Annotated in this window: 24 protein-coding genes; 15 read left to right on the top strand and 9 right to left on the bottom strand. The window is 64.1% G+C overall.

The genetic code is table 11. From position 1 onward, the window contains the following. The first annotated feature begins 61 nt into the window (after nucleotides 1–61). The 4 genes from ACZYTC_RS29460 (at nucleotide 62) to ACZYTC_RS29445 (ending at nucleotide 4,254) form a co-directional block, all read left to right on the top strand. Entirely contained in the window at nucleotides 62–1,381 is a 1,320-nt protein-coding gene (locus ACZYTC_RS29460; RefSeq protein ID WP_434959977.1) for an ABC transporter substrate-binding protein, read from the top strand. A 244-nt stretch (nucleotides 1,382–1,625) separates the two neighbouring features. Then, the gene (locus tag ACZYTC_RS29455) at nucleotides 1,626–2,516 is read left to right on the top strand and encodes a carbohydrate ABC transporter permease (RefSeq protein WP_488991211.1); all 891 of its coding nucleotides are present in this window, start codon (nucleotides 1,626–1,628) and stop codon (nucleotides 2,514–2,516) included. Nucleotides 2,517–2,519: 3 nt separating this feature from the next. After that, complete coding sequence (locus tag ACZYTC_RS29450; protein WP_488991210.1) at nucleotides 2,520–3,341, top strand: carbohydrate ABC transporter permease; 822 nt, start codon at nucleotides 2,520–2,522, stop codon at nucleotides 3,339–3,341. 139 nt (nucleotides 3,342–3,480) lie between these two features. Beyond that, complete coding sequence (locus ACZYTC_RS29445) at nucleotides 3,481–4,254, top strand: SDR family NAD(P)-dependent oxidoreductase (RefSeq protein ID WP_434959974.1); 774 nt, start codon at nucleotides 3,481–3,483, stop codon at nucleotides 4,252–4,254. A gap of 86 nt (nucleotides 4,255–4,340) precedes the next feature. On the opposite strand, the gene ACZYTC_RS29440 is transcribed toward ACZYTC_RS29445, so the two are convergent. Continuing rightward, a complete protein-coding gene (locus tag ACZYTC_RS29440) occupies nucleotides 4,341–5,027 on the bottom strand; it encodes an RES family NAD+ phosphorylase (RefSeq protein ID WP_488991209.1) in 687 nt (228 codons plus the stop codon). After that, nucleotides 5,020–5,706 carry a hypothetical protein gene (locus tag ACZYTC_RS29435; RefSeq protein ID WP_488991208.1) on the bottom strand — a complete coding sequence of 229 codons (687 nt, stop codon included), beginning with the start codon at nucleotides 5,704–5,706 and terminating at the stop codon, nucleotides 5,020–5,022. The genes ACZYTC_RS29440 and ACZYTC_RS29435 overlap by 8 nt, the downstream gene beginning before the upstream one ends. Nucleotides 5,707–5,915: 209 nt before the next feature. Here ACZYTC_RS29435 and ACZYTC_RS29430 point away from each other — a divergent pair, with 209 nt between their 5' ends. Together ACZYTC_RS29430 and ACZYTC_RS29425 are read left to right on the top strand one after the other, a co-directional pair. Further along, entirely contained in the window at nucleotides 5,916–6,728 is an 813-nt protein-coding gene (locus ACZYTC_RS29430) for a hypothetical protein (RefSeq protein WP_454816947.1), read from the top strand. Between the two features lie 49 nt (nucleotides 6,729–6,777). Continuing rightward, nucleotides 6,778–7,368 (top strand): HutD/Ves family protein, encoded by a 591-nt coding sequence (locus ACZYTC_RS29425; protein WP_488991207.1) that lies wholly within the window; start codon nucleotides 6,778–6,780, stop codon nucleotides 7,366–7,368. Nucleotides 7,369–7,374: 6 nt separating this feature from the next. Here ACZYTC_RS29425 and ACZYTC_RS29420 read toward each other — a convergent pair whose 3' ends face one another. Then, a complete protein-coding gene (locus ACZYTC_RS29420; protein ID WP_441771598.1) occupies nucleotides 7,375–8,277 on the bottom strand; it encodes a LysR substrate-binding domain-containing protein in 903 nt (300 codons plus the stop codon). A gap of 279 nt (nucleotides 8,278–8,556) precedes the next feature. On the opposite strand from ACZYTC_RS29420, the gene ACZYTC_RS29415 reads away from it, so the two are divergent. Genes ACZYTC_RS29415 through ACZYTC_RS29385 form a run of 7 tightly spaced genes read left to right on the top strand, consistent with a single transcriptional unit; the run spans nucleotide 8,557 to nucleotide 16,623 of the window. After that, nucleotides 8,557–10,080 carry a leucyl aminopeptidase gene (locus ACZYTC_RS29415; RefSeq protein WP_488991206.1) on the top strand — a complete coding sequence of 508 codons (1,524 nt, stop codon included), beginning with the start codon at nucleotides 8,557–8,559 and terminating at the stop codon, nucleotides 10,078–10,080. After that, the gene (locus ACZYTC_RS29410) at nucleotides 10,070–10,975 is read left to right on the top strand and encodes a proline iminopeptidase-family hydrolase (RefSeq protein ID WP_454816941.1); all 906 of its coding nucleotides are present in this window, start codon (nucleotides 10,070–10,072) and stop codon (nucleotides 10,973–10,975) included. Before ACZYTC_RS29415 ends, ACZYTC_RS29410 begins: the two co-directional genes overlap by 11 nt. Before the next feature lie 24 nt (nucleotides 10,976–10,999). Next, nucleotides 11,000–12,661: an ABC transporter substrate-binding protein gene (locus ACZYTC_RS29405; protein ID WP_488991205.1), complete on the top strand. Its 1,662-nt coding sequence runs from the start codon at nucleotides 11,000–11,002 to the stop codon at nucleotides 12,659–12,661. A 20-nt stretch (nucleotides 12,662–12,681) separates the two neighbouring features. Beyond that, a complete protein-coding gene (locus tag ACZYTC_RS29400; protein ID WP_434959966.1) occupies nucleotides 12,682–13,698 on the top strand; it encodes an ABC transporter permease in 1,017 nt (338 codons plus the stop codon). After that, the gene (locus ACZYTC_RS29395; RefSeq protein ID WP_434959965.1) at nucleotides 13,698–14,669 is read left to right on the top strand and encodes an ABC transporter permease; all 972 of its coding nucleotides are present in this window, start codon (nucleotides 13,698–13,700) and stop codon (nucleotides 14,667–14,669) included. Before ACZYTC_RS29400 ends, ACZYTC_RS29395 begins: the two co-directional genes overlap by 1 nt. Continuing rightward, on the top strand, nucleotides 14,666–15,625 hold the full coding sequence (locus ACZYTC_RS29390; protein WP_434959964.1) for an ABC transporter ATP-binding protein: 960 nt from the start codon (nucleotides 14,666–14,668) through the stop codon (nucleotides 15,623–15,625). The genes ACZYTC_RS29395 and ACZYTC_RS29390 overlap by 4 nt, the downstream gene beginning before the upstream one ends. A gap of 8 nt (nucleotides 15,626–15,633) precedes the next feature. Continuing rightward, a complete protein-coding gene (locus ACZYTC_RS29385; RefSeq protein ID WP_441771595.1) occupies nucleotides 15,634–16,623 on the top strand; it encodes an ABC transporter ATP-binding protein in 990 nt (329 codons plus the stop codon). Nucleotides 16,624–16,652: 29 nt separating this feature from the next. On the opposite strand, the gene ACZYTC_RS29380 is transcribed toward ACZYTC_RS29385, so the two are convergent. Then, nucleotides 16,653–17,534, bottom strand: a complete 882-nt coding sequence (locus ACZYTC_RS29380; protein WP_434959962.1) for a LysR family transcriptional regulator — start codon at nucleotides 17,532–17,534, stop codon at nucleotides 16,653–16,655. A gap of 115 nt (nucleotides 17,535–17,649) precedes the next feature. Between ACZYTC_RS29380 and ACZYTC_RS29375 the strand changes: the two genes are divergently transcribed. Then, the gene (locus tag ACZYTC_RS29375; RefSeq protein WP_488991204.1) at nucleotides 17,650–18,630 is read left to right on the top strand and encodes a quinone oxidoreductase family protein; all 981 of its coding nucleotides are present in this window, start codon (nucleotides 17,650–17,652) and stop codon (nucleotides 18,628–18,630) included. 233 nt (nucleotides 18,631–18,863) lie between these two features. Here ACZYTC_RS29375 and ACZYTC_RS29370 read toward each other — a convergent pair whose 3' ends face one another. The 5 genes from ACZYTC_RS29370 to ACZYTC_RS29350 form a co-directional block, all read right to left on the bottom strand. Continuing rightward, nucleotides 18,864–20,024: a LysR substrate-binding domain-containing protein gene (locus ACZYTC_RS29370; RefSeq protein WP_434959960.1), complete on the bottom strand. Its 1,161-nt coding sequence runs from the start codon at nucleotides 20,022–20,024 to the stop codon at nucleotides 18,864–18,866. 150 nt (nucleotides 20,025–20,174) lie between these two features. Beyond that, nucleotides 20,175–20,873: an ABC transporter ATP-binding protein gene (locus ACZYTC_RS29365; RefSeq protein ID WP_434959959.1), complete on the bottom strand. Its 699-nt coding sequence runs from the start codon at nucleotides 20,871–20,873 to the stop codon at nucleotides 20,175–20,177. After that, complete coding sequence (locus tag ACZYTC_RS29360; RefSeq protein ID WP_488991203.1) at nucleotides 20,866–21,669, bottom strand: ABC transporter ATP-binding protein; 804 nt, start codon at nucleotides 21,667–21,669, stop codon at nucleotides 20,866–20,868. The genes ACZYTC_RS29365 and ACZYTC_RS29360 overlap by 8 nt, the downstream gene beginning before the upstream one ends. Then, on the bottom strand, nucleotides 21,666–22,853 hold the full coding sequence (locus ACZYTC_RS29355; protein ID WP_488991202.1) for a branched-chain amino acid ABC transporter permease: 1,188 nt from the start codon (nucleotides 22,851–22,853) through the stop codon (nucleotides 21,666–21,668). The genes ACZYTC_RS29360 and ACZYTC_RS29355 overlap by 4 nt, the downstream gene beginning before the upstream one ends. A 3-nt stretch (nucleotides 22,854–22,856) precedes the next feature. Then, the gene (locus ACZYTC_RS29350) at nucleotides 22,857–23,774 is read right to left on the bottom strand and encodes a branched-chain amino acid ABC transporter permease (protein WP_434959956.1); all 918 of its coding nucleotides are present in this window, start codon (nucleotides 23,772–23,774) and stop codon (nucleotides 22,857–22,859) included. Nucleotides 23,775–24,029: 255 nt separating this feature from the next. On the opposite strand from ACZYTC_RS29350, the gene ACZYTC_RS29345 reads away from it, so the two are divergent. Beyond that, entirely contained in the window at nucleotides 24,030–25,163 is a 1,134-nt protein-coding gene (locus tag ACZYTC_RS29345) for a branched-chain amino acid ABC transporter substrate-binding protein (protein ID WP_488991201.1), read from the top strand. The last annotated feature ends 16 nt before the right edge of the window (nucleotides 25,164–25,179 follow it).

The raw sequence follows: 25,179 nt of genomic DNA, 5'->3' as shown, positions 1-25,179 counted from the left end.
CGACCATCGACTTTGCAGCGCATTGAGATGTCGAACACGACACCAGAAGGAGGAGGAAACCATGCGAGCTCTCAAGACACTGTGCCTTGGCGCGGTGGCGGCGTTCATCGCCGGCCTGCCGGCGCAGGCCGAAACCAAGCTCACCATCGCCACCGTCAACAACAACGACATGGTGGTGATGCAGAAGCTGTCGAAGGATTTCGAAGCCAAGAATCCCGACATCAAGCTGAATTGGGTGGTGCTGGAAGAAAACACCCTGCGCCAGCGCCTGACCACCGATATCGCCACCAAGGGCGGCCAGTATGACGTCATGACCATCGGCCTGTTCGAAGCGCCAATGTGGGGCGAGCGCAACTGGCTGACGGCGTTCGATGCCGTGCCCGCCGACTACAAACTCGACGACGTGCTCAAATCGGTACGCGACGGTCTGTCCTATGACGGCAAACTCTACGCCTTGCCCTTCTATGCCGAAAGCCAGATGACCTTCTATCGCAAGGATCTGTTCGACAAGGCCGGCCTGACCATGCCCGAGCAGCCGACCTGGAAGGATATCGATGGCTTTGCCGCCAAGATCCATGATCCCGATCACGGCGTCTATGGCATCTGCCTGCGCGGCAAGCCCGGCTGGGGCGAGAATATCGGCCAGATCACGCCGGTCGCCAATTCCTATGGCGCACGCTGGTTCGACATGGAGTGGAAGCCTCAATTCGATACGCCGGCCTGGAAGGAAGGCCTGACTGCCTATGTCGATCTTTTGAAGAAATATGGCCCGCCGGGCGCCGCCTCCAATGGCTACAATGAGAATCTTGCTTTGTTCGCCAGCGGCAAATGCGGCATGTGGGTCGACGCCACCGTCTCGGCCGGCTTCCTCAACGATCCCAAGCAGAGCAGCGTTGTCGGTAAGCTCGGCTATGCCCACCCGCCCTATGGCAAGTTCAACAAGGGCAACCACTATCTGTGGTCCTGGGCGCTGGCGGTGCCGGCTTCCTCCAAAGCACCCGATGCGGCCAAGAAGTTCATCTACTGGGCCACTTCGCCCGACTACATCAAGCTGGTCGCCGATTATTCGGGCATCGTCACCGTGCCGCCCGGCACGCGCCAATCGACCTATGACAATGCCGATTACATCAAGGCCGCCCCCTTCGCCAAGCTGACGCTGGACACCATCCAGACCGCCAACATGACGGACGCCACCCAGGAGAAGGTGCCCTATCGCGGCATCTCCTTCGTCGGCATTCCCGAGTTCCAGAGCATCGGCACCGCGGTCGGCCAGGAGTTCGCCGCCGTGATCGCCGGCAAGAAGACGGTCGACCAGGGCCTGGCGGCGGCCCAGTCGCTGACCCAGCGCGCCATGCGCCAGGCCGGCTATCCGAAGAAATAGGCCGAAACAAGCTTGCCGGGCGAACCGCCCGGCAATCCCTCAAGATGCGTTTTCTCTCCCGGAACGCATCTTCGGCGGCGCGATCCCGATCCTGCCTCAATCGGGATCGCGTCGCTAATCCCCGGAGAAAGGCGGGCGAGCAAGGGCTTTTGCCCGTCCCACCGCCCAGTTTCGTCGCGTTATTGCGTTTCCGGACCACAGACCGGATCGCCAAACGCGCCAGGATCGATCCGAAAGGAGCTCCATGGCCGTCGCCCTGTTCGCTCGCCACCGCGGCGTCGGCGTCGATACGCGTCCCCTGCTGGCGCCATCCGTCCTGTTGCTGTTCTTCTGGATGATCGTGCCGCTGGCACTGACGGTCTATCTGTCGTTCCAGCGCTATAATCTGAACTATCTCGACCAGTCCGGTTTTGCAGGCCTCGACAATTACCGCTATCTGCTCGAGGATCCGGGGCTGACGAATGCCATCCTCAACACCGTCATCCTGGTGGTGAGCGTGCTGGCGATTACGGTGGTGGTCGGCGTCCTCGGCGCCATCCTGCTTGATCAGCCGGTATTCGGCCGCGGACTGGCGCGCCTTTTGTGCATCGCGCCCTTCTTCATCATGCCCACGGTCGGCGCCCTGGTGTGGAAGAATCTGCTGATGCATCCGGTGAACGGGTTGTTCGCTTGGATCTCACGTTCCCTGGGCCTGCCGGTCATCGACTGGTTCAGCGACTATCCATTGCTATCGGTGATCATCATCGTGGCCTGGCAATGGATCCCGTTCGCCCTCCTGATCCTGCTGACCTCGCTGCAATCGCTCGACCGCGAGCAGATCGAGGCCGCCCGCATGGACGGCGCCAACGGGCTGCGGCTGTTTGCGCATATCATGCTGCCGCATCTCTACCGGGCCATCACCATCGTGGTGATGATCGAGACCATCTTCCTGCTCTCGATCTTCGCCGAGATCCTGGTCACCACCGCCGGCGGCCCGGGTGACGCCTCCACCACCCTGCCCTATCTGATCTACAAGACCGCCCTTCTCGATTCCGACATCGGCGGCGCCTCGGCCGGCGGCATGCTCGCCGTGGTTCTCGCCAACCTCGTCGCCATTTTCCTCATGCGCACGATTTCGCGCACGCTGGAGGATTGATCGATGGCCGTCACACTCACCCGTCGCGTCATCGTCAGCGTGCTGTGCTGGCTGTTCACTCTGGTGCTGTTCTTTCCCATCCTGTGGATGATACTCACCGCCTTCAAGACCGAGCAACAGGCCATCGCCACGCCCCCGATCCTGTTCTTCCAGCCGAGCCTGCACAATTTCGAGGAGATCCTGGAGAGCGCCGACTATCTCCACTTCTTCGCCAACAGCGTGATCATCTCGGTCGGCTCGACAGTGCTCGGCATCCTCATCGGCCTGCCGGCGGCCTACGCCCTCGCCTTCTTCCCGGGCCCCCGCGCCAAGGATCTGATGATGTGGATGCTGTCCACCAAGATGATGCCGGCGGTGGGCGTGCTCGTGCCGATCTATCTCCTGTTTCAGTGGGCGGGATTGCTGGACTCGCTCGCGGGGCTGACCGGCCTCTACACGCTGATCAACCTGCCGATCGTCGTATGGATGCTCTTCACCTTCTTTCGCGACGTGCCCAAGGAGATCCTGGAAGCGGCGCGCATGGACGGCGCCGGCCCTCTCAAGCAATTCGTGTGGATGCTGCTGCCAATGACCATGCCCGGCATCGCCTCCACGGCGCTGCTGGCCATCATCCTGTCCTGGAACGAGGCGTTCTGGAGCATCAACCTCACGGTGACGCAGGCCACGCCGCTCACCGCCTTCATCGCCCGCTTCTCGAGCCCCGAGGGCCTGTTCTGGGCCAAGCTTTCCGCCGCTTCGCTGATGGCGATCGGCCCCATCCTGATCTTCGGCTGGCTCACGCAGCGCCAGCTCGTCCGAGGTCTCACCTTCGGCGCCGTCAAGTGACGGCGCTACCACTCAAGTATTTTCCTGATCGAGAAGTCGATAGATTTCTCGATCAGGAAAAACACGTCGAAACAAAGAGTTCGCGAGAAGGTCGATTGGAAGAAATCGCCCCTTCTCTCGTCTGGAGGATATTGCAGCGATGTATTTGAAGAAATTCGACCTATCCGGCCAGTCGGCCTTCATCACCGGCGGCGGCCGCGGCATTGGGCTCGCCAGCGCCGAGGCCTTGCTGGAGGCCGGCGCCAAGGTGGTGATCTCTGATCTCGACCCGGCCGTGCTCGCCAGTGGCCGGGAGGCGCTGACCGCCAAGGGCTGGACCGTCGATGCCGTCGAGCTCGACGTCACCGATGCCGATGCTGTCGGCAGGGCCGCGCGCGAGGCCAATGAACGCCATGGCGGCGTCGACATCCTGATCGCCAATGCCGGCATCGCCTGGCCAGATACCGGCGGCGAGGACATGACCGACGAGGTCTGGCGCAAGGTGATCGATGTCGACCTCAACGGCTGCTACTGGAGTTGCCGCGAATTCGGGCGGGCGATGCTGCAGCGTGGCAAGGGCTCCATCGTTACGCTGGGCTCGATGTCCGGCCTCATCTCCAACAAGCCCCAGCGCCAAGTCCACTACAATGCCGCCAAGGCCGGCGTGCACCACATGACCAAATCGCTGGCCGGCGAATGGGCGCCCCACGGCGTACGCGTCAATGCCGTGGCGCCGACCTATGTCGACACGCCGATGTCGCGCGGCGGCTTCGACAAGCCGGATCTGTTCCCGGTGTGGATGGAGATGACGCCGATGAAGCGCGTGGCGCGCGCCGACGAGATCGCTTCGGCCATCCTGTTCCTGGCCAGCGACGCCGCGAGTGCCATGACGGGTGCCGTCGTCGTCGTCGATTGCGGCTACACCATCTGGTAGCCGCTCTCGCGTCCATCGGGAGTGCAGTTCCCCCGCTCCCGGTGGACGCGATACCCCCTGTTTCTGGAAGACCCTCGTCTCCGCCGTCAGGCCTTGCCTGCGACCAGCTTCACGCCGATGCGGTCGGCCAGCCCTGTCAGCTCGGTGAGGGCTTCGCCCGAGCCGAGAAGGACACGCTGCCCACCCACTGGAGCCAGGACATCGTCGGGAAGGCGATCGCCGAACAGGACGAGGGCGAGGGCGCGGTCGTCCTGCCGGGAAATCCAGCACAGGCCCTGCGCCTCGGGAAGAGCCGCATGGAAGGCCGCGGCCCAGGCACGCGTGCCGGGATAGCGGTCCTTTTCCGTATCGATGAGCTGGGTCCGGCGTACCCCGAGGCGGCGCAAGGCCGTCGCGCTGAGATCGACGAGCAGGAGATCCTGCCGTGGCTCGAGCCGGGAATGCACCTGGCCGGCAAGCCTGGCCTTGTCGAGCGTCTTCAGGCGCGCGGTGAAGGGAACGTCGTGGAAGACGGTCTCCATGGCGGCGCAGTCGAAGGAGGTGCCGCCATAAAGGGTGGGGATCGGCGCACCCTCCTCGTTCTTGATCGGGCTGAAGCGGGCATTGCCGGCAAGGCCGGGATTGAACTGGGCCGGCCCATATCTGTTGACGTGAATCCGGTGGATGACCTGGCCCTTGGGCCAGGTCATCAGTGTCGTCTTGGCGGCAAGCTGTGATGGCGGTGCGGGTGTCAGCGGGCGTGCCTTGGCAAGCCTCAGCGCGCCCCTAGCCATGCAGCACGCCCTCCATTTCGTCGCGGGCCGCCGCGATGACCCGGTCGGGCTCCCTCAGCAGCAGGTCCTGGGGACGCTCCCCGCCCAGATAGCTGTTGTCGGAGCCGAACCAATAGGCCGCCCCCCAGCCATCCTTGGCCTGGCCGAAGATCTTCAGCACCTCGCCCAGCGGCCTGGCCGGCCGATAGCCGGTCGAGGGGTCCAGGCCGTAGCCGGGGAAATAGTCGATACCCTGATGGCGGATGGCGAAGATCTGCCCGTCCTTCTTCCACTTGTTAGGCTGGGCACTGGGATTGGTCGCGCTGAACCCCGCCACCTCCGCAACTTGGGCAGCAGTGAGCCATTCGCCATCTTCCAGCACGGCCTTGCGCGCCTCGGCCGTCATCCTGGCCTCGGCCAGCATATGCTGGGGCAACGGCACCTGGGGCACCAGGGCCTCGATGATCGACTGGAGGGCGGCCTTCTCGCGCCGGGCCATGATTGCGCCAACGAGCGGGGCGATGCTCTCGAACGTATGGGCGAGCACCTTCACCGCCGGAGAACTGACCTGGTCCAGCGTCACGGCGATGACCTGCGTCCCCTTGGCGCCGAGATGGCCGAGGCCGTCGCGCACCTCTTCCGGGGTCCCCGTGATGGTGGTGATCCCCGACAATGCCTTGAGTGCCTGGGCGGTCGTCATGTCGTCAGCTCCAAATCCGAATTATCATGGTTATCTATATAGCATGATAACCCATCTCATCAAGGAGACTCCGTCCAAGCAGCGGCCTTGCCCCGTCGGCATGCCACGGTTTTCCCAAAGCAGCGTTTCGGAAAATGCGAATTCCCGTCTTTGCGGCGGATCGCTAACCTTCGAGCGTCGAAGCAGGGCCGCTTCCGGGAATTTGCCCAATGACATGGACACAGCCTATCCAGCATGAGCAATGGCAGCCGGCAGGCCACGGCGGCTTGCGCCACGTCGCCGATTGCCTGCCCGCTGGAGACCCCGACCGCGGCGCCGTGCTGCTGCTCGGCAATTTCGACGGCTTCCATCGCGGCCACCAGGCCTTGCTCGATGCCGCCGAGATCATTGCCGGCGGGGACCTGCCGATCGCCGTGATGTCCTGCGAGCCCCATCCGCGCAGTTTCTTCTGCGCGGCGGATTCTCCCTTTCGCCTGACCACCCCTGCGACGAAGGCCCGTCGCTTTGGCGCCCTGGGGCTCGACTACGTCTTCTCGCCGACCTTCGATGCAGCCTTCGCCTCGCTGACACCGGCGGAATTTGCCCACAGGATCCTCAAGCAGGCTCTCGGCATCAGCCACGTCGTTGCAGGCGACGACTTCCGCTTCGGCCGGTCGCGAGCCGGCGATGCCGACCTGCTCACCCATCTCGGCAGGTCCCTCGGCTTCGGCGTGACCTGCGTCCCGGAAGTCTCGGCCAATGCCCAGCGCTGCTCGTCCAGCCAGGTTCGCGCCTTCCTACGGGCTGGCGACCTCCGGGCGGCCAATGCCCTGCTCGGCACGCCCTGGCTGGCCGAAATCGTCCCATCAGGCTCCCAGCTTACCCTTTCCCCCCTGCTCTGCCGGCCGCCCGCCGGCTTCTATCTGTGCAGAACCGACAGCGGCATCCGGCGTCTTCATCTGGCCGCCGATGGAGCGATCGCCTCGGATCGAGGCGCGGCGCTGGCACCGGGCCTCCTCCGCTTCCTCGATCGGCTGGCCTGACTGGCGCCGGCCGCCACCGAAATCCCTGCCCCAACGAAACTGGACCGTCATGGCCGTCGAACACCTTGCCCGCACCACCTATGCGACATTGCCCTGGAAGAACGGGCGCGGGGAAACCGACGAGATCTATCTTTCGCCGCCAGCCGGCTCGCGCGACGATTTCGAGGTGAGGATCAGCAGCGCTCCGATCATCGAGGACGGCGCCTTCTCGAGCTTTCCCGGTGCGGAGCGGGTGATCACCCTGATCGAGGGCGAGGAATTGGAGCTCGACTTCGGGCACTCCAGGCATCGGCTCCTGCCCTTGGCGCCATTCCGCTTCGATACCGGCCTTGCCCCCATCGGCAGGCCGGTCAAAGGGCCCGTGCGGGTCTTCAACGTCATGGCCAGCCGCCAGCGCTGGCGCCACGTCGCGCAGAAGGTGCTGGCCGCCCCTAGCGACTATGAAATACCGCCCGACGATCTCGTCATCGTCTTCGCTGCCAGCGGGACATGGAGCCTGAAGCCCGTCACGCAAGCCCCCCTCCAACTGGCGACACGCGATACGGCGTTGCTGAGCGCAGAAGGACCGGCATGCCTTGCAGCCCAGAACGGCCGTGAGGCACGCGCCATTGTCCTGCAGATGAGGTCCATGGCGATTTGATATGATTCAGGCGATCGCCATCGCCCGCTTGTGCTCGGCGACCTCGGCCAGCAGCCAGTCCTGAAACAGGCTGGCGCCCTGCTTGTTGCCCACGCTGCGGCGCCGAAAGAGATAGATGCCGGCCGGATAGACATGGCGGGCGGGGAACGGGGCGACCAGCCGGCCCTGCTCCAGCAAATCCTGCGCCATCATGGTGTCGGCAAGGGCAATGCCGACGCCGTTGATGGTTTCACGCATGATCAGCGTGCAATCATCCATGATGGTGCCGGATTTAGGCGGGCTGTAGGCCACGCCTTCCTGCTCGAACCAGCGCATCCATCGCGTGGTTTCGCATTCGTGTATCAGATGATGATGAATGAGATCCGCCGGCGAGCGCAGCGGCAGCGGGCCCTCCAGCAGTGACGGGGCGCAAACCGGCGTCAGCACCAGCGGGATCAGCAGCGTCAAGGCGGGACCGGCCTTGTAGTCGAACTCGTCGACGATGGCCAAGTCGAAATTGGCGCGCTTGCCCGAGGTCATCACCTCCAGATCCACGGAGGGATGCTCGCGGCGAAAGCCCGGCAGCCGGTCGGCCAGCCACAGATTGAGCACCGGGGGCACGCATAGCACCCGCACGCGATGCGCCTTGCCCTGGCGTGGGCCGTCGTGAAAGCTGACATCGTCCGTGGCCCGCCAGATCGCCTCGAAGGCCTCCGACAGGCAGCGCGCATAATAGGACCCCCGCGTCGTCAGGGTGACCTGGCGAAACCCGCGCTCGAACAGTTCCTGGCCCAGCGTGGTCTCGAGGGTGCGGATGTGGCGGCTGATGGCGGAGGGGGTCAGATGCAGCTCTTCCGCCGCTTCCTTGAGGCTGCCGAGACGCGCGGCGGCCTCGAAAGCGCGCATGCCATTGAGTGAGGGGAGTGCCATGCGCCGATGATGAATTGTCAGATGAGTTTTTGTCAACCGATGTGGTCGAAATTGGCGTTTGATCGCCTGCCGTCTTCAAGGATACCGAAGAAGGACCAAGTCGTCACGACAAAGCGACCACAGGGGACATCGGCACCGCACCGTCGCCAAAGGCGGTCGCGGCTCTGCGCATGGGCCAGAACTTCGGATCGAACGGCAAGGGCCGTACGCCGGAGCGAGGATATGCGCCAGGAGACAGTCCCCGCGCGTGTCGCTGCAATATAGGGAGTCCTCCGTCCGATGCCGCAATCTCCAGTGCCTGTGTTCGAGCCGGCAGACGGGATCTCCTCCGCAGCCGCCACCATCGTGGTCCTGCAGCCTGCCGGGCAGGAACTCGGCCCTCGGGCAGCGGCCTTGGACGCCGAAATGGGCGGCCTTCTATCCCGGGTCTGCTCCGATCCGATCTCCCTCGCCGCATCCGGCACCTGCACCGACATCATCGCACCGCTCGCGGTATCGGCCCGGCGGGTGATCGTGCTGGCGCTGGGTCAGGCCGGGGCGCTCAATGCCCTGTCCCTGGCGCGAGCCGGCGGCGCGCTTGCCGCGCATCTGGAAAGCAAGGGCATCGGCGAGGCGACGCTCGTCCTCGATCCCATCACCGAAGCCAGCCTGTCCGGGGCGGAAATCCTGGCGCGCGTCGCGCTCGGCGTCCGGCTGCGCCGCTACCGCTTCGACCTGCGCAACACGCGTCCAGTGGCGCAGGCGGATCAAGCCTGGCGGCTGGAGCTTGTCGGCGCCGGCAAGACCGAACTCACGGCGGCGCTGACCCGCGCCAATGCCATCGCCGATGGCGTCGACTATGCCCGCACCCTGGTCAACCTGCCGCCGAACCATCTTCATCCCGACAGTTTCGCCGATCATCTGGAGGCCTTGCGCCAGGCCGGTATCGAGGTCGAGATTCTCGATGCGGCCCGGCTGCAGGAGCTCGGCATGAACGCGCTCCTGGCCGTCGGTTCCGGCTCGGCCCGCGCGCCGCGGGTGGCCGTGCTGCGCTATCGCGGCAAGGGCTCGGGCGAACAGCCCCTCGCCTTCGTCGGCAAGGGCGTCTGCTTCGATTCCGGCGGCCTTTGCATCAAGGGTGGCGCGCAGATGTTCGACATGAAGGCCGATATGGGCGGCGCGGCCGCGGTGATCGGCCTCCTGCTGGCGCTTGCCCGGCAGGGCAGCCCCGTCCATGCCGTGGGCGTGCTCGGCATCGCCGAGAACCTGCCTTCGGGCACCGCACTCAAGCCGCGCGAGATCATCACGACGGCCTCGGGCCAGACCGTAGAGATCTTCGATACGGATGCGGAGGGGCGCCTGCTCCTGGCCGACTGCCTCCATTATGCCGCCTCGCGCTTCGAGCCCTCGGTGATCGTCGACTTGGCTACCCTGACCTATTCGGTGATGCGGGGCCTGGGGTCGGTCTTCGCCGGCCTGTTCAGCACCGATGACGCCATCGCCTCCCAGATGATCGCAGCCGGAGAAACGGTCGGCGAACGGTTCTGGCAATTGCCGCTCGACCGCGCCTATGACGAGGGATTGTACTCGCCCTTCGCCGACCTCAGGCACCATGCCAAGGACATGGAAGACGGCGACGCGCCCTATGCAGCCGCCTTCCTGCGCCATTTCACGCAGGACCGCCCCTGGGTCCATCTCGACATCGCCGGCAAGGAACTGGCCGAGAGCGACCGTCCCTTGGGCCGGCAGGGCGCCACGGCCTTCGGCGTGCAGATGCTGGAAGAATGGGTCCATAACCAGAATGGGAAACACAATGTCGCTTGAGATCACCAGCCGGGACGGCCGGGCTAGCTTCCAGGGCTACGAGACCTGGTATCGGGTCAGCGGCGAGCTCGGGAGCGCCAAGGCCCCGGTGGTGATCCTGCATGGCGGACCGGGCGTCGCCCACAATTATGTCGATGCTTACAAGCTGCTCGCCCGCGACGGACGCGCCGTCATCCACTACGACCAGTTGGGTTGCGGCAATTCCACCCTGTTGCCGGAGAAAGGCGCCGATTTCTGGACGCCAGCGCTCTTCATCGACGAGCTCGAGAACCTGGTCGACCATCTCGGCATTCGTGCCGGCTTCCATGTGCTCGGCCAGAGCTGGGGTGGCATGCTGGGTGCCGAATATGCCGTGATCAGGCCTGAGGGTCTGAAGTCGCTGACCATCGCCAATTCACCGGCGTCGATGAAATTGTGGGTGGAGGAAGCCAACCGCCTGCGCGCCGACCTGCCCCTCGACATACAGGAAACGCTGACCCGGCACGAAGAGGCCGGCACGACGGAGGATGCGGAGTATCATGAGGCGACCATGGTCTTCTATGAGCGCCATGTCTGCCGTGTCGTGCCCTTCCCGCCCGAGGTGGCGGCAAGCTTCGCCCAGGTGGCACGCAATCCTACCGTCTACAATGTGATGAACGGCCCCAACGAGTTTCATGTCATCGGCACGTTGAAGAGCTGGAGCGTCATCGACCGCCTGCCCGCCGTCGAGGTGCCCACGCTGATCCTCTCCGGACGCCATGACGAAGCCACCCCCGCGACCGTGCAGCCCTACAAGGACGGCATCAAGGGATCGCGCTGGGAAATATTCGAGCATTCCAGCCACATGCCGCATGTGGAAGAACAAGAAAGATGCATGCGGGTGGTCGGGGACTTCCTGGATCAACACGACAGTTGAACTGTCAAGAAGAGGGGATCGACAATGAAGAGACTGCTTTTGGCTGTTACAGCCACGGCCTTGCTGGCCGGCTCCTGGCTGGCGCCGGCACAGGCCGAATATCTCAAGGAACATCGCGGCGGCACCATCCGCCTGCTGGCCCGCTCCGCAGCCGGAACCCTCGATCCGCATATCAACTACACCGACCAGGGCTGGCAGATGTACCAGCCTGTTTATGACGGGCTCGTCATCTTCCGCAAGGCGGAAGGCAAGGACGGCTTCGAGGTCGTGCCGGATCTGGCCGAGGCCCTGCCCGCGGTCAGCAATGAGGGCAAGACCTTCGCCTTCAAGCTGCGCAAGGGCATCAAGTTCTCGAACGGACAGGATCTCGGCGTGAAGGATGTCGTCGCCTCCTTCCAGCGCATCTTCAAGATTTCCGGCCCGACCTCCGGCACCTTCTATGCCGGCATCGTCGGGGCCGACAAATGCCTGGCCGATACCAAGAGCTGCACGCTGGAAGGCGGCATCGTCGCCGACGAGGCCGCCGGCACGATCACCATCAATCTCACCAAGCCGGATGCCGAGCTCCTCTACAAGCTCGCTCTGCCGCATGTGGTGATCCTGCCTGCGGATACGCCGGCCGAAGACATGGGCTCCCGGCCCATCCCCAGCACCGGCCCCTACATGATCTCGGCTTTCGACCCCAACAAGGGCATGACGCTCTCGCGCAATCCCCATTTCAAGCAATGGAGCGAGCAGGCCCAGCCGGACGGCTATCCCGACGCGGTGCAGTATGATTTCGGCCTGTCCGAGGAAGCCGCCGTCACCGCGATCCAGAACGGGGAAGCGGACTGGATGTTCGATCCGCTGCCGAGTGATCGTCTCGGCGAACTCGGCACCAAATTCAAGGATCAGCTCCATATCTCGCCGCTTTCGGCATGGTGGTACGCCCCGCTCAACACCCGCTTGGCTCCCTTCGACAATGAGAAAGCCCGCCAGGCCGTGGCCTTTGCGATCGACCGCAACACACTGGTCAAGCTGTTCGGCGGCAAGGTGCTGGCCACGCCGGTCTGCCAGGTCCTGCCGCCGGATTTCCCCGGCCATGAAGACTATTGCCCCTTCACCAAGAATCCCGGCGCCAAATGGTCGGCCACCGATCTCGACAAGGCCAAACAGCTCGTCGAGGAATCCGGCACCAAGGGCCAGAAGGTCACCATCATCGTCGAGGACACTGCCATTTCGCGCTCCATCGGCGTCTATCTGCAGAGCGTGCTGACCAGCATCGGCTATGTCGCGGACGTCAAGCCGATCTCGACCAACATCCAGTTCACCTACATCCAGAACACCAACAACAAGGTGCAGATGTCGGTCAGCCAATGGTACAAGGATTATCCGGCGGCTTCGGACTTCCTGAACATCCTGTTCGGCTGCGCCTCCTTCCGTGAGGGCTCGGACGCCTCGATCAACATCTCCGGTTTCTGCGACAAGGAGATCGACGCCAAGATGCAGAAGGCGCTGGACCTGGGTGTCACCGACCAGAAGGCTGCCGACAAGATGTGGGCCGAGATCGACAGGCAGATCACCGACAAGGCGCCGGCCGTCGGACTCTTCACGCCCAAGCGCCTCGACTTCGTCAGCAAGCGCGTCGGCAATTTCAAGTTCAACCCGCAGTTCAACTGGATGGTCACGCAGGCCTGGGTTCAGTGACACACTTCGAGGAAACCTCCGTGGCGAATGACGTCGTCGCCATGCCACGCCGATCGCGAGGGCCCTGGGCCCTCGCTTTCGTGAAGCTGAGACGCAACAAGGCGGCCATGGCATCCCTGGGGCTGTTCCTGCTGATCGTGGCTGCCTGTCTCAGCGCACCGCTCTATGCGCGCTGGGCCGGGGTCGATCCGTTCGCCTCCACGCTCGACGCCGTCATTCAGATCGATGGCGCCGAGGTACCGGTGATGGAGCAGTCGACAGAGGGGCTCGGGCTCGGCTACACGCCGCTCGGCCCGACCTGGCGGCTCGGCAATTATTTCCTCGGCGCCGACAGCCAGGGGCGCGACGTCATGGCCCGGATGCTCTATGGCGGCCTCTCTTCGCTGATGATCGCGGGGGCCGCCACCATCTTCACGCTGATCTTCGGCACGGCCGCGGGCCTGATCGCCGGCTATTTCGGCGGCATCGTCGACACGATCCTGTCGCGCTTCCTCGACGTCCTCTGGGCGTTTCCGATCTATCTGCTGGCAATTTCACTTTCCATCGTCACCATCGCGCAGGGCATTTCGATCGGGCCGATCGTGATCGAATCCGGCAGTCTGTGGCTGCCGATCATCATCATCGGTATCGTCTATGTGCCCTATGTGGCGCGCCCCATTCGCGGGCAGGTGCTGTCGCTGCGCAAAAGTGAATTCGTGCTCGCCGCCATCAATCTGGGCGTGCCGGGACGGCGTATCCTGTGGCGTGACATCCTGCCCAACATCACCACCACCCTGATCGTCTTCGTGCCGCTGATGATGGCGCTGAACATGCTGACCGAATCGGCACTGTCCTTCCTGTCGATCGGCGTGCAGCCGCCCGCCGCGAGCTGGGGCACCATCATCCAGGACGGGCAGGCGCTGCTCTATACGCGCCCCATGGTGGCGCTGGCGCCGGGCATCGCGATCGCCCTTTCGGTGATGGCGCTCAACGTCTTCGGCGATGGCCTGCGCGACGCGCTCGACCCGCGTTCCAAAGTTCGACTGGGGCGCGACTGATGATCTATGCCATCCTGCGCCGCTTCGGCCAGATGCTGTTCGTGATGTTCGGCATCTCGGTCATCGTCTTCCTGATCTTCTTCGCCACACCCGGTGCCGATCCGGCGGCTCGCATCGCCGGCCGCAACGCCTCGCCCGAGGTGCTGGAGGCCGTGCGCCACAATTTCGGCTTCGACCAGCCGCTCTATGTCCAGTACGGCCTGATGATGAAGAAGATCTTCGTCACCGGCGACCTGACCTCCTTCGTCAATCGCGGCTGGAAGGTGGTGCCGGCGGTGCTGGACTCCATCCCGGTCACGCTCTCGCTGGTGTTCGGGGCGGCGATCCTGTGGGTCGTGGTCTCCGTCATCATCGGCATGATCGCCGCCGCCACACGTGACAGCTGGATCGACAGGCTCCTGATGGCGGCGGGGTTGATCGGCATTTCCATGCCGGTCTACTGGCTGGGCGAGGTGATGAACCTGATCACCCAGAGCCGCTATCACGACACCTGGCTGTTCGGCTGGGTGCCGCCGCTCGGCTACAAGAACTTCTTCGACGATCCCAAGGGCTGGTTCCTCACTTTGGTCATCCCCTGGGTCACGCTCGCCGTGCTCTATATCGGCATCTACGGGCGCGTGCTGCGGGCGGCGATCATCGAATCCCTGCAGGAGGACTATATCCGCACGGCTCGCGCCAAGGGCCTGTCGGAAACGCGCATCCTGCTGCGCCATGCGCTCAGGACCTCGCTGATTGCCTTCATCACCCTGTTCGGACTCGATTTCGGCGCGCTGGTGGGAGGCTCCGCTTTGCTGACGGAAGTGGTGTTCGGCCTGCATGGCATCGGCAAGCTCACCTATGACGCCTTGCAGAACCTCGATTTGCCGATGATCATGGCAACCGTGATGTATGCGTCCATGTTCGTGGTCGTGGCCAACGCCGTGGTCGATTTCGTCTATATCCTTCTCGATCCGCGCGTGAGGACGTCATGATGCTGTCCGTACGCGATCTTCGGGTTTCCTTCCGCACCGATGACGGCCTGGTGCGCGCCATCGACGGGGTTTCCTTCGACCTCGCCGAAGGCGAGATCCTCGGCGTCGTCGGCGAATCCGGCTCCGGCAAGACCGTGTCGCTGCTGGCGGTGATGGGCCTGATCACCGATCCCAACGCGAGGATCGAAGGCTCGATCCGCTACAAGGGCCGCGAACTGGTGGGCCTGCCCGCGCGCGAACTCCGGCGCCTGCGCGGCAACGAGATCGCCATGATCTTCCAGGATCCGATGACGGCGCTGACGCCGGTCTACACCATCGGCTGGCAGATCGCCGAGCAGATCCAGGCGCATCGCAAAATCAGCAAGGCCAAGGCGCTCGAGCGCGTGGAGGAATTGCTGGCGGAGGTGAACTTCCCCAATCCGCGCGAGGCGATGTCGCGCTATCCCCACCAGCTTTCCGGCGGCATGCGCCAGCGGGCTGTGATTGCCATGGCTTTGTCCTGCGACCCGGCCCTGCTGGTGGCGGACGAGCCCACCACGGCGCTCGACGTTACCGTGCAGGCCGGCATCCTCGATCTCGTGCGCAAGCTGCGCTCGACCCATAATTCGGCCGTCGTCTTCATCACGCACGACATGGGCGTGGTCTCCGAGCTCGCCGACCGGGTCATGGTCATGTATGCGGGACGGGTGGTGGAGCGCGGCAGCCGGGCGGAATTGTTCTCCGATCCGCGGCACCCCTATACGCGGGCGCTCCTGGGTTCGATCCCGCCTTTGACCGGCGAGAAGCCGCGCCGCCTGCCGGCCATTCCCGGCTCACCGCCTTCGCTGCTCAGGCTGCCTGAGGGCTGCGCCTTCGGTCCGCGCTGCCCGGCGCGCTACGAACCCTGCCTGATGGACAAGCCCAGCCTCGGCAGCGGCACCCACGCCGCCGCCTGCTTCCGGGTGGCGCAAGCATGAGCGGACAGATGATCGAAAAAAATCGGCCGATCCTCGAAACGCGCGCGCTCGGCAAGCGCTTCTCGATCGGCAGCCGCTTTTCCGCCGAGGGCAAGCGCACAGTCCATGCGGTCGACAATGTTTCCCTGACGGTGGGACACGGGGAAACCGTCGGGCTCGTCGGCGAATCGGGCTGCGGCAAGTCCACGCTGGCTCGCTGCCTGGTCCGGCTCTACGACATCTCCGAGGGACAGCTCATCTTCGAAGGCGAAGACATTACCGGCACGTCGCTGGCCAAGCTCAGGCCGCTGAGGCGCCGGCTGCAGATGGTGTTCCAGGATCCATCGGCTTCGCTCAACCCGCGGCGGCGCGTCGGCGATCTGGTGGCGGAGCCGCTGCGCATCCACACCAAACTGTCGTCGGCGCAGATCGCCAAGCGCGTGGCTGAGCTGTTCGATCTCGTCGGGCTGCTGCCGGATCACGTCATGCGCTATCCGCACGAGTTCTCCGGCGGCCAGCGCCAGCGCGTCGGCATTGCCCGCGCCATCGCGCTCAATCCGGACCTGGTGGTTCTGGACGAGCCGGTCTCGGCCCTCGACGTCTCGGTGCAGGCACAGATCGTCAACCTGCTCGCCGACCTGCAGGAGAAGCTGAACCTCACCTATATCTTCATCGCCCATGACCTCTCTGTCGTCCGCCAGGTCTCGACCCGCATCGCGGTGATGTATCTGGGTTCCATCGTCGAGGAAGGTCCGGCCGAAGAGGTGTTCGCCACGCCGGCCCATCCCTACAGCCAGGCCCTGATTTCGGCGGTTCCCATCGTGGAGACCACGCCGAGCGGAACGCGCAAGCGCATCATCCTCACCGGCGATGTGCCAAGCCCGCTCAACCCGCCGCCGGGCTGCCGCTTCCACCCCAGATGCCCGGTCGCCCAGGACCTGTGCCGTTCGGAGCGCCCGCAGATGCGGGACTACAGCCCCGGTCGCAAGGTCGCGTGCCATTTCCCGATCGCGTCTTAAAGCAAGATGCACAAGGATTTGTGCTGCCCTCAGCCAAAACGGGCGATGGCGAAGTCGACGAAAGAGCGCAGCTTCGGGGTGATGCGGCGGTCCGGAGCATAGAGGATGTTCATGACCCGAGATGGGGGCTCGTAGCCCTCCAGCAGCCGGATCAAGCGTCCGGCTTCGATGTCGCTCCGCACCAGGGACGCCGGCTGGAGCATGATGCCGAGGCCGGCCAATGCGGCCGTGAGCAGGGCCTGGCCATTATTGGCTAGGAAGCGATAGGACAGCTCGACCGTCTCCAAGCCTTCGGGACCGGCAAAACGCCATTGGTCACGCGTATTTCCATGCATGAAGCCGAGGCTCTCATGCTTGTCGAGGTCGGCCGGCTTTTCGGGATGGCCATGCGCCGCAAGATAGGCCGGCGCCGCGCAGACGGTGAACGTCATGGGCCGCAGTGGCCGGGCTATCAGGCTCGAATCGGCAAGAGGGCCGACGCGGAACACGGCGTCATACCCTTCGTCGATGAGGTCGACGACGCGATCGGACAGTGTGAGCTCGACATCGACTTCGGGATGGGCAGCCAGATAGTCCGGCAGGGCATTGGCGAGTTCATGCGCGCCGAAGGTCACCGGGGCGTTCACCCGGATCTGACCGCGCGGGGTGCCGCGTGTCTCGGCAGCCAGCACTTCGGCCGCCTCGACCTCGGCCAGGATGGTGCGAACCCGCTCGTAATAGCTGCGCCCGATCTCGGTGACGCTTTGGCGCCGGGTCGTGCGGTTGATCAGCTTGACGCCGAGGTGATCCTCCAGCAGGCGCACATGCTTGCCCACCATCTGCGAGGACATCGACAGCGCGTTGCCGGCCGCCGAGAAGGACCCCGCCTCCACGGCCTTGGCGAACACGCCCATGCTGGTGAAGCGGTCCATTAATTTGAAATCATTCGTTTCAAGTCTAGCGATCGACTCCCCATTTATCACAAAATGAAGTGAGATCATAAAGGACGGCGATACCGCAATACCGTCCACTCAGGAGATACCGTTCATGTCCGTCCAACGCAGAGTCGTCGTCAGCGAATATGGCGCGCCCACCGTGATGAAGCTCGAGACGCGGGATCTGCCCGCGCCCGGCGCCGCCGAGGTTCAGGTCAGGCACACGGCGATCGGCTTCAATTTTATCGACATCTACCAGCGCAAGGGTATCTATCCGCTGCAATTGCCGAGCGGGCTCGGCTTCGAGGCTGCCGGCATGGTGGAGGCGGTCGGCCCCGGCGTCAGCGACCTCAAGGCCGGCGACAGGGTTGCTTATATCAATGCGGGCCTGGGTGCCTATGCGGATCGGCGCAATGTCCCGGCCGACAAGCTGGCGATCCTGCCTCCCTCGGTCAGCGACCAGGCGGCCGCGACCTTGTTCTTCAAAGGCATGACGGCGCAATATCTGCTGCGCAAGACTTACGCAGTCCAGCCGGGCGATCTCCTGCTGGTCCACTCGGCTGCCGGGGGTGTCGGCCAGATCCTCACGCGATGGGCGACGGCACTGGGGGCGACCGTCATCGGTACCACCGGCTCGCCCAGCAAGCGCGAGGCCGCGCTCGCCGCCGGATGCAAGGCGGTGATCGATCTCAACGACCCCGCCTGGCCCGAGGCCTTCCTCCAGGCGACCGGCGGCCGCAAGGCCCGCGTGGTCTATGACGCCGTCGGCAAGGATACGCTGATCAAATCGCTCGACTGCGCCGCCCCCTTCGGGCTGGTGGTCTCTTATGGCGCGGCCTCCGGCCCGGCCCCCGCTATCGACCTCGACCTTCTCAACAAGAAGGGCGGTCTGTTCATCACCCGCCCGTCGATCTTCGCCCACAATGCCGACAGCGCCAGCTTCCGCGCCAACGCGGCCGATTTCTTCGATGCAGTCGCCAAGGGGCATGTGAGCGTGGATATCGGGCAACGCTTCTCGCTCGATGCGATCGCCATGGCGCATGAAGCCGCCGAGGCCCGCCAGGTCGTCGGGGCCATCCTGATCACGCCGTAGGAAGGCAACGTTTTAAAATGACGGTAGAGTGAGATGATCAATCCAGCAGGTAAGCACGATGCTTGTGCCGCCTCTCCCCGTTTACGGATATCGTCCATTCCTTTTGGAATGGACCGGGATAGAGCTAAGGGACAGCAGCAAGCGTTCAATCTGTAAGGTCGCGCAGCCCCTCATCCTTCCTTCTCCCCGAAAACGGGGCGAAGGACCACCGGCGTCGCGCCTTTCGTCCTATCTCACCGCTTTGCAAAACGCTTCGCGCACAGATCGGCGAAATGCCGGGCCGCAGGCGAAAGCTCGCGCTCGGCACGATGGGCCAGCACGATGCGGTTCTCGCGGTGCTTGCCGGTCAGAGGGCGGGTCACCAGATTGAGCCCGTCATAGCTCATGTCCGAGGCCGGCTTGGTCGCCAGGATCGAATAGCCCAGGCCATGGGCCACCATGCCGCGCACCATCTCGAAGGAGATCGAGCGATAGGCGATCAGCGGCTTGATGCCGGCGTCTTCCAGAATGCCGGTGAAATAGTCCCGGCTGGGCGGGGCATCGAGCAGGATCATCGGCTCGGCGGCGAGATCCTCGGGCGCCACCTCGCTCTGATGGCAGAGCGGATGATTGGCTGAGAGCAGGACATAGGGTGTCAACTCGCCCAAGGATAGCTTTTCGAACTCGCCGCCCAGGTCGAAATCATAAAGCAGCGCCAGTTCGCTCTCGCCCGCCAGCAGGCTTTCGCGCAGGCGCCGATGATCGCCTTCGATCAGCTTGACGCCGATGCCGCCCATCTCGCGGATAAGCGAGGGCATGAGATAGGGCCCGAACGTGTGGAAACAGCCAATCACCAACCGGGCTGTCTCGCCCGCCAGCCCCGCGCGCAGCGAACTCGCCCCTTCGATCCGGTTCGACGAACCATAGGAACGATTGGCATAGATCAGCGGCGAACCGTGGCGGGAGAGATGGATATCGCGCACTTCGCACAAGAAGATGTGGTGCGTGCCGACCTTCTCGCTCGATAAGAGCTTGCAGTCGAACGCCACCAAGGGATCGGCGATGCGCGGCGCGCCGGTCGATGCGGTCACCCATTCGGTGCATTCGAACTTGTCGCCGATCTCGTCGCGAAAACGGCCAGCGAAGACATCCGAGATATAGGACTGGTCGTCCCGCAGGACGTTGACGCACAAAACGCCGTTCTCGACGATCTTGGCCGCCGCCGGGCTGAGATGGTGGACGCAGACCAGCATGGTGGGCAGATCCGTATCCGCCGAGACGGAGGCCATGGCCGAGACGGTCACCCCTGCCCGGCCGGCCGGCCCGTCGGTGGAGACCACGTTCACGGTGCAGGCGGCCTGGCTCATGCCGCCGAGGAATTTCTCGCGCACCTTTGGATCGATCTCCACGCCCATCCGCGCTCTCCTGTTGGTCTTGAAGCCGGTGTCACCCCGGCCTTCCGCCGATCGATCCTTCCGGAAATCGTCGGCGCTGGAAAATATGGAATTCCGCTGCACGGGTTCGGAAAAGCCGCAGCACGACGATCCGGACTGGTCAAAGCCGATCTAGAGATAAAGGTGATGTACCGTGTCGTTGGCGAGCAGGTCCTTGCTGGTACCGCTCGCTGCGATCTGGCCGCGCACCAGCAGATAGCCGCGATCGGCGATCGACAGCGCGGTCTCGGCATTCTGCTCGACCAGCAATACGGTCTTGCCCTGGTCGCGGATGCGCCCGACGATGTCGAAATATTCGTCGATGAGCTTCGGCGATAGGCCGAGCGAGGGCTCGTCCATCACAACCAGCTGCGGATCGCCGATCAAGGCGCGGGCCAGGGCCACCATGGCCTGCTCGCCGCCCGACATCGTCCCCGCTCCCTGCGTCAACCTCTCGCGAATGCGTGGAAACAGGCCGGCCATCGCCTCCAGCCTGTCCCCGAACGGTACCCGGCATCTGGCAGCGTCGAAGGCGAGCTTGAGATTCTCGCGCACATTGAGGGTCGGGAAGAGTCGGCGCCCTTCGGGGACGAAGCCGACTCCCAGCGACGCCAGCCTTTCGGTGCCAACCGCGGCCACGTCCTTGCCCAGGATGCCGATCGAGCCCGTGTCGAGCTTGAGGAGGCCGCAGATGGCATTGAAGGTCGTGCTCTTGCCGGCACCGTTCGGCCCGAGCAGGCAGACGAGCTCACCCCTGTTCACCTGAAGCGAGACATTGCGGAGCATGGGCACCGGCCCATAGCTGGTCGAGACGGATTTGAGTTCAAGCATGACCGGCCTTGTGTCCGAGATAAGCCTGCTGGACGCGCGGCAGCTGCCGCACCTCCTGGAAGTCGCCGTCGGCGATCTTCCGGCCGTAATCGATGACGGCAACCCGGTCGGGCAGCGCCCTGACCAGACGCATGTCGTGTTCGATGATCAGGAAGGACAGGCCGGCTCGCCGGTCCATCACGGAGCGGATGCTTGCCATCAAGGCATCGGTGTCGCGATCGTCCATGCCCGAGGAAGGCTCGTCGAGCAGGATCACCTTCGGGTCGGAAGCAAGCGCTCGGGCAATTTCCAGGCGGCGGCGGTCGGCCTGGGGCAGCGTGCCTGCCAAGGTATGGCGCCGTTCGTAGAGGTCGGGCGAGATGGAGCGGATCAATTCGCCCGCGCGCTCGGCAGCCTCGTCGAGTTCGGCGCGTGCCTTGCCCGGACGCAGCAGCGCCGTGAGCACGCCTGTGCGGGTGCGGCAATGCATGCCGATCACCACATTGTCGACCAGCGTCAGGTCGTTGAACAGCCGGCTCGACTGGAAGGTACGGGTGATGCCGGCGGCTGCGATGCGGTGGGCGGGGTTGCCGGTAATGTCGCGTCCTTCCAGCGCCACCGTGCCCTTGGAGGGCCGGTAGATGCCGGTGATGACGTTGAACAGGGTGGACTTGCCCGCCCCGTTCGGCCCGATGATGCACAGGATCTCCGAGCGATCGAGCCGGAGGTCGACCCCGTCCACCGCCGTCAGCCCGCCGAATTTGATGGTCAGGTCCCGGGTCTCCAGAAGCGTCTGGTTTATGACCGGCTCCCTCATGGCTGGCCCCCATAGTTGCGCACGCGCTGCGGGAAGAGGCCCTGGGGCCGCAGGATCAGGAAGGCGATCACGATGATGCTGACGAAGAGCAGGCGGTAGTCGGAGAACACCCTGAGCTTTTCAGGCAGCAGCGTCAGCAGGAAGGCACCGATGATCACGCCGAGCGTGTTGTCCATGCCGCCCACGATCACCATGGTCATGATGGTGACCGACACCACGAAGGTGAAATTGTCGGGCGAAATGTAGCTCACATAGAAGGCGTAGACGGTGCCGGCGAAGGCGGCGAGGAAGGCATCGACGCCGAAGGCCAGGATCTTGTACCAGACCACGTTGATGCCCTGGCAGCGCGCCGCGAGCGGGTCGGCCCTCAAGGCATTCCAGGCCAGGCCCACCCGGCTGTGGTGGAGGCGTCCCGCCGAGAGGATGGCAAGACCCACCAGCGCCGCCGAAAGATAGTAGAAATTGGCCTGGCTCGGCAGCTTGTAGCCGAAGACATAGAGGGGCTTGATGAAGGAATGCCCGAAGAAGGTCGGCGCGGGAATGCCGACCAGGCCGTTGGGCCCTCCTGTCCACGACAGGTTGTTGAGCAATTGCTGGACGACGATGCCGAAGGCGATGGTTACTAAGGCAAGGTAGCTTTCCTTGGTCCGCATGGAGGGGAAGCCGAGCGCAAAGCCGAACAAGGTCGCCACCACCGCCGAGATCGGCAGGGTCAGCCAGAAGGAAATGCCGAAATTGATCGCCAGCAGCGCCGAAGTATAGGCACCAATGCCATAGGAGGCGCCCGTTGCGAAGTTCGGAATATTGGCGCTGCCGAGCTGGAAATTGAGGGCGAGCGCCAGCACCGAATAAAGCTGGGCCACGATGAGCAGATGCAGCGCGTAGCTGCTGCCCTGCATGAAGAAGGGAAACGCCAGGACGATGGCGATGCCGAGGACGGTGGCGCTGGTGCGATAGCGCCGGAAGGCCACGATGATATGCTCCTCGATCTGCGGCCTGAGCTGCAGGGCGGCGAAGCCGGCCCCGAGCAAGGCCAACAGGGCGACGATGATCGAGGTCCGTTCGGCCAGGAGCAAGGTGCCGAGCAGAACGGCCCCGATGAGTTCGACGCCGAGAACGGTAGCCAAGGCGCCGAAGGAAGTGCCGGCGCGCGCCTGCGATAGATTATGCGTGGTGGCGGCCATGGCTCACACCTTCTCGAAGACAGGCTTGCCGAGCAGGCCCGAGGGTTTGAACACCAGCACGCAGATCACCAGGACGAAAATGCACACCAGGCGATAGGAGGCTCCATCCGCCAGCAAAGCCTGCGCCAGCATCTCGATGCCGGCGATCAGGAGACTGCCGAGGATGGCGCCCTGCATCGAGCCGAGGCCCCCGATCACGGCCGCCGAAAAGCCGATCAGGCCGAGCTGGATGCCGAAATCGAAGCGCACCACGCCGGCATGGCTGGCATAGAACAGGCCACCGATAGCGCCGACCGCCGAGGCGAGCAGGAAGGTGGCGGCGAACATCCGGCTCGGATTGATCGCCATCAGGCGCGCCGTGTTGCGGTCTTCGGCGACGGCCCGGATGCGCATGCCAAGCGGCGTATGCCGCATCAGGGCAAACAGGACCGCCACCATCGCGATGCAGAGGACAATCACGGTGAGGCTGAAGGCCGGTACTGTCAGGCCAAAGAGCGAGATTTCGCCCGTCACCAAAGCGGGAAACGGCTTGGGGTTGCTGCCTTGCGGATAGAAAGTGCGGATCAGCTCGCGCACCACGGTGCCGAGCGCCACGGTGGCGACCAGGGCCATCATGGCCGGGGCGTTGCGAAAGCGGCGGATCACCAGCCAGTCGAGCAGCACGCCGAGCAGGCCGACAAAGGCGATCGCGATCAGGCAGGCAATCAGGGCGGCCGGCACAGTATCGAAGCCCAGCATGCCGCCGGTCAGGATCTGGATCATCGCCAGGGCGACGAAGGGCGCGGTGATCGAGACGTCACCATGCGAGAAATGGATGACATTGAGCACGCCGAACAGCAGGCTGAACCCCAAGGCCACCAAGGCATAGATACTGGCCAGCACCAGCCAGTTGAGCAGATATTGCGCGAGCAGCGCATCCATAGAATTCCCCTCCCGCCTCGTTTGCCGAGTGTCCGGTCTTCTTTTCTAGGCATAGGCGGGGCAGCGATGAAAGCCGGCGCTGCTTAGGCATTTCTGAGGCAGTGCTTCAAAAATTGCGACTTCTCGCTTTCGCAAAAACTTCGCACCCTTGCCTTCGTCCTCGGACAAAGCCGACCGGCCACGGACTCTCAAACAAGAAGACAAGTCCAGGCATCCCACCCGTGGTCCGGCGTACCATCGAGCAAGGGAATAGACATGACCATCTTCAACGCACGCCGGCGCCGCCTTCTCGGCAGTGTGCTGCTGGCGACCGCCATGGCGTCACTGCCGACGCTGGCCTTCGCCAAGGACACCATCAAGCTCGGCTTCCTCGGCCCGCTCAGCGGTGGCAACGCGCCCCAGGGCCTGGGCGCCCGCAATGGCTTCCTGCTCGCCATCAAGCAGGCCAATGAGGGCAATTATCCCTATACGGTCGAAGGCGTGGCGCTCGATGATGCGTCCGACCCGCAGACCGGCGTGTCGGCCGCCATGAAGCTGGCTAACGATTCAGCGGTGGTGGCGGCCACGGGCCATTGGAACAGCCCTGTGGCGCTCGCCACCATCCCGGTCTTCCATCGTTTCGAGATGCCGATGATCGTGTGGGGCGCCATCGGCCCGAAGATCACCGAGCAGAACCTGGCCGAGATCACCCGCGTCACGCCCACGCTCGTGGCCGAGAACAAGCCGCTGGCGGACTGGGCCTTCAAGACGCTGGGCGCCAAGAAGATCGCCATCGTGGCCGATACCTCCGACTATGGCGTCTCCAATGCCGATGTCTTCAAGAAGTTCTTCGGCGATGCCGGCGGCCAGACCTCCTCGACCGACCTGCTGCCTGTTGGCACCACGGATTTTCGCACCATCCTCACCCGCATCAAGGGCGAGGCGCCGGATGCCATCTACTTCGGCGGCGTCATCACCGAGGCCGGCATCCTGCGCAAGCAGATGGCCGAACTCGGCCTGACCACGCCGATGATCGGCATCTCCGGCTTCTACGACCCCGAATTCATCGCGGTTGCCGGCAAGGCCGCCGAGGGCACCATGGTGAGCTATCCGGCTTCCCAGTCGAACCCTGCCCTGACCAAGATGGAGGTCGACTACAAGGCCCAGAACTACGCCGAGGCGCCCAGCCCTTACACCAAATATGCCTATGAGGCGACGCAGATCCTCCTGAAGGTGATCGCCGACAACGGCATCGAGGACAAGGCCAAGTTGGCGCAGGCCATCCGCTCGATCAAGCATGACGGCGTGCTGGGAACTACCTCGTTCGACGATCACGGCCAGACCCAGATCCCGGTCGAGATCGAGATCAAGGTCGTCAAGGACGGCGCCTGGACCACCAAGACCAATTAACCGGCTGTCGCTCACC

The sequence above is a fragment of the Labrys sp. F242 genome (assembly GCF_057813875.1).
Note: the sequence above shows the minus strand (reverse complement) of the source record. Positions and strands in the feature narration are given on the sequence as shown.

Coding starts and splice junctions, on each gene's coding strand:
- ACZYTC_RS29460 (WP_434959977.1), top strand. CDS start 62: ATGCGAGCTCTCAAGACACTGTGCCTTGGCGCGGTGGCGGCGTTCATC.
- ACZYTC_RS29455 (WP_488991211.1), top strand. CDS start 1,626: ATGGCCGTCGCCCTGTTCGCTCGCCACCGCGGCGTCGGCGTCGATACG.
- ACZYTC_RS29450 (WP_488991210.1), top strand. CDS start 2,520: ATGGCCGTCACACTCACCCGTCGCGTCATCGTCAGCGTGCTGTGCTGG.
- ACZYTC_RS29445 (WP_434959974.1), top strand. CDS start 3,481: ATGTATTTGAAGAAATTCGACCTATCCGGCCAGTCGGCCTTCATCACC.
- ACZYTC_RS29440 (WP_488991209.1), bottom strand. CDS start 5,027: ATGGCTAGGGGCGCGCTGAGGCTTGCCAAGGCACGCCCGCTGACACCC.
- ACZYTC_RS29435 (WP_488991208.1), bottom strand. CDS start 5,706: ATGACGACCGCCCAGGCACTCAAGGCATTGTCGGGGATCACCACCATC.
- ACZYTC_RS29430 (WP_454816947.1), top strand. CDS start 5,916: ATGACATGGACACAGCCTATCCAGCATGAGCAATGGCAGCCGGCAGGC.
- ACZYTC_RS29425 (WP_488991207.1), top strand. CDS start 6,778: ATGGCCGTCGAACACCTTGCCCGCACCACCTATGCGACATTGCCCTGG.
- ACZYTC_RS29420 (WP_441771598.1), bottom strand. CDS start 8,277: ATGGCACTCCCCTCACTCAATGGCATGCGCGCTTTCGAGGCCGCCGCG.
- ACZYTC_RS29415 (WP_488991206.1), top strand. CDS start 8,557: ATGCCGCAATCTCCAGTGCCTGTGTTCGAGCCGGCAGACGGGATCTCC.
- ACZYTC_RS29410 (WP_454816941.1), top strand. CDS start 10,070: ATGTCGCTTGAGATCACCAGCCGGGACGGCCGGGCTAGCTTCCAGGGC.
- ACZYTC_RS29405 (WP_488991205.1), top strand. CDS start 11,000: ATGAAGAGACTGCTTTTGGCTGTTACAGCCACGGCCTTGCTGGCCGGC.
- ACZYTC_RS29395 (WP_434959965.1), top strand. CDS start 13,698: ATGATCTATGCCATCCTGCGCCGCTTCGGCCAGATGCTGTTCGTGATG.
- ACZYTC_RS29390 (WP_434959964.1), top strand. CDS start 14,666: ATGATGCTGTCCGTACGCGATCTTCGGGTTTCCTTCCGCACCGATGAC.
- ACZYTC_RS29385 (WP_441771595.1), top strand. CDS start 15,634: ATGATCGAAAAAAATCGGCCGATCCTCGAAACGCGCGCGCTCGGCAAG.
- ACZYTC_RS29380 (WP_434959962.1), bottom strand. CDS start 17,534: ATGGACCGCTTCACCAGCATGGGCGTGTTCGCCAAGGCCGTGGAGGCG.
- ACZYTC_RS29375 (WP_488991204.1), top strand. CDS start 17,650: ATGTCCGTCCAACGCAGAGTCGTCGTCAGCGAATATGGCGCGCCCACC.
- ACZYTC_RS29370 (WP_434959960.1), bottom strand. CDS start 20,024: ATGGGCGTGGAGATCGATCCAAAGGTGCGCGAGAAATTCCTCGGCGGC.
- ACZYTC_RS29365 (WP_434959959.1), bottom strand. CDS start 20,873: ATGCTTGAACTCAAATCCGTCTCGACCAGCTATGGGCCGGTGCCCATG.
- ACZYTC_RS29360 (WP_488991203.1), bottom strand. CDS start 21,669: ATGAGGGAGCCGGTCATAAACCAGACGCTTCTGGAGACCCGGGACCTG.
- ACZYTC_RS29355 (WP_488991202.1), bottom strand. CDS start 22,853: ATGGCCGCCACCACGCATAATCTATCGCAGGCGCGCGCCGGCACTTCC.
- ACZYTC_RS29350 (WP_434959956.1), bottom strand. CDS start 23,774: ATGGATGCGCTGCTCGCGCAATATCTGCTCAACTGGCTGGTGCTGGCC.
- ACZYTC_RS29345 (WP_488991201.1), top strand. CDS start 24,030: ATGACCATCTTCAACGCACGCCGGCGCCGCCTTCTCGGCAGTGTGCTG.